Annotated in this window: 2 pseudogenes; one reads left to right on the top strand and one right to left on the bottom strand. The window is 39.6% G+C overall.

The features are described from left to right. Positions 1 to 85: 85 nt before the first annotated feature. Positions 86 to 817: pseudogene (locus QUB08_RS31670) on the top strand (DUF4419 domain-containing protein); the annotation flags it as partial. Here QUB08_RS31670 and QUB08_RS31665 read toward each other — a convergent pair. After that, a pseudogene (locus tag QUB08_RS31665) lies at positions 814 to 1,840 on the bottom strand (IS701 family transposase). The pseudogenes QUB08_RS31670 and QUB08_RS31665 overlap by 4 nt on opposite strands. Positions 1,841 to 2,329: the final 489 nt, after the last annotated feature.

Genomic DNA, 2,329 nt, shown 5'->3' with positions numbered 1-2,329 from the left:
AACACCTAAAGGGCTCTAAGCTAACTATGTTATTCTACCACAAATATAGTCTGTCTATTTCTGCCGAGCTGTACTAGCACAGCACGTTAACATGAATGCCGAAGAACTGCCTCATCACTTTGTACAGCATTCGGGAAAGTTGAAGATTAAGGTTCGCCGTGATGACTTTGTGAAGGGTTCGGCTGACAACCCCTGGGCAGAAGTGTTCGGGGAATTTTCCGAACAAATTCACCAACATATTGGCAAGGCACACGAGTTAATTGTGGCTAACTTCTCAACCACAGGCCCTATTGAACGTGCTGCCTCGGAAGTCGTATTGCTAGATGCAATGCAGTCTTACTTTGAGTACGAGGTACGCACAATGTGCGGTATACCTACGATTAGGTTGGAGGGAACGGTAGAGGATTGGCGTTCTATTGCACAGAGGGTGGAAGAGTTTGCTCGCTTTGGTTTGGAGTGGTGGGTTGAGCCGCTACGACCGATTCTAAAGGAATTTGTAGCAGCCTCTGAAGGCAGTGTGAATACCGAGTTTTGGGACTCCATTTACAAGTACCAAGGACATGAGGGAAGTGGCTCGCCCTATATTACTGGATGGGTGGCTAAACTATTCCCCTACATTATGAATCATAAACCGAAGTGGCAACAAATGTTTGAAGGCAAGAGTCCTGAGCCACCATATCTACGCAATCCCTGGTTAAATTCTGAGCTGTCACCAGCTATAGAAGCACGGGGTGTTTTTCCCAACCTGCCGTCTAAGGCTCCATTCAAGTGGAATAGGACTTACGCATTGACAAAAAACATCATCTATGTATTCTAGACAAGGCCATCACTGAATCGGTTTGCCAAAATATGCTCACGTATAACTGAAGTGAATAGATTCCTTTGGACTTCATACCAGTTAGTAATTCTTTTTTCAGACCGCATAAGCTCCAATTTTACAAATGCTTGAAGTGAACAAAATATATGAGTCTTGATTGCACAGGTGTCTCTCACCATGAAACGACAAATTCCACATACTTGTTTGATGGCTCTATGAAATGTTTCAATTTGCCAATGAGTATCATGAATTGTGAGAAATTCATCTCTTGTTATCTCCTGAATCTTTGACTCGTCTGGCAAATACAAAATATAGTGTCTAGATGCCTCTTTTTTAAAGCTTTTTCTAAACAATTTTATAAATCCAAATTATTTCCCAGGAGTTCTTAATCCTGACTCAGGAATGACCAGAGTGCTTACCTGGCAATAATTATGGGGTTCATTTGAGACAGTCATATTTTTTTCAATTCCGAATAGAAAACCCAATTTCTGGTTTTTTAGAAATTTTAAGTTTTCCACTCCTGAATACCAACTATCTCCTGTTACTATTTTTGGCTTGACTCCCCAGCTTATTATTTCGTTCACCATTTCTCTAAAATAATCCTTTTTGGTTTTTCCCTCCTTTTTGTCATATATTCTGTAATTTATTGGGACTGAATTACCATTAATATCGCTGTAATATAGGGTGATTAAATTTAAGCCAATAATAGTTTTATGGGCTTTCCCTGACCAAAAATAACTAATTAACTCGGCATTTTTGGGGTCACTGTAAATCTTTTCTATGACTGTATCGTCTACACTAAGTATCCCTCTTTGCAGATTTATTATTTTCTCTATTGTGTTGAATAAATCTTTGGGTTCGTATCTCTCTCTCAACAAAAATCGATTGATACTATCATGTGAAACATGTCCCAATATCTCTGATAACCTGCTACACCCTCCCAAATGAGGGCTCTGACATCAAAAATAAGGTGTAAGTGTCTATATTACATCGTGCTGTCGAGGGTTTAGTTATTTTTCTCATTGTCCGATACCTAGAAAGTAAACGACCCTATTTATCAATGCACTGTTTAGTTATTTTGTCAATGCGTAAGTCCTATGGAATTACTTCGGGAATGTCTACGAAATGGAGTTTGTTGCTGGATTAATTGGTGTCAGTCAAGAACCAGAATCTCTGTGCCTGCGACCAGAAATTGGCTGGGTAGTAATGGAAGCAGATAGGGAGGCATTCCCGACGAAGTGAATAAAGTATTTGTAGGGTGTGTCTCCACGCACCCTACAAATGCTGGTACAGGTGAGCGGAAATAAGCCAACCATTTGAAATACCCACAACCCTTACGGAACCAGCTATTGTTATTCTAGAGATGTCTATTGTTATAGCCCACATTCCGCAGATATTCGATCGGATTTAATTTGAAAAGAATTCAGAATTTTTTAAACCTCAAATGATTGCTATGCAATGATTTGAGGTTTTTTTAAGGTATAATAATTGGTGCAAGTAGAGCAACCATTA

Origin of the sequence: Microcoleus sp. BR0-C5, assembly GCF_036705045.1 — a bacterium.
Lineage (GTDB): Bacteria > Cyanobacteriota > Cyanobacteriia > Cyanobacteriales > Microcoleaceae > Microcoleus.
The sequence above is the reverse complement of the archived record's forward strand: the minus strand, read 5'-3'. Positions and strand labels throughout refer to the sequence as shown.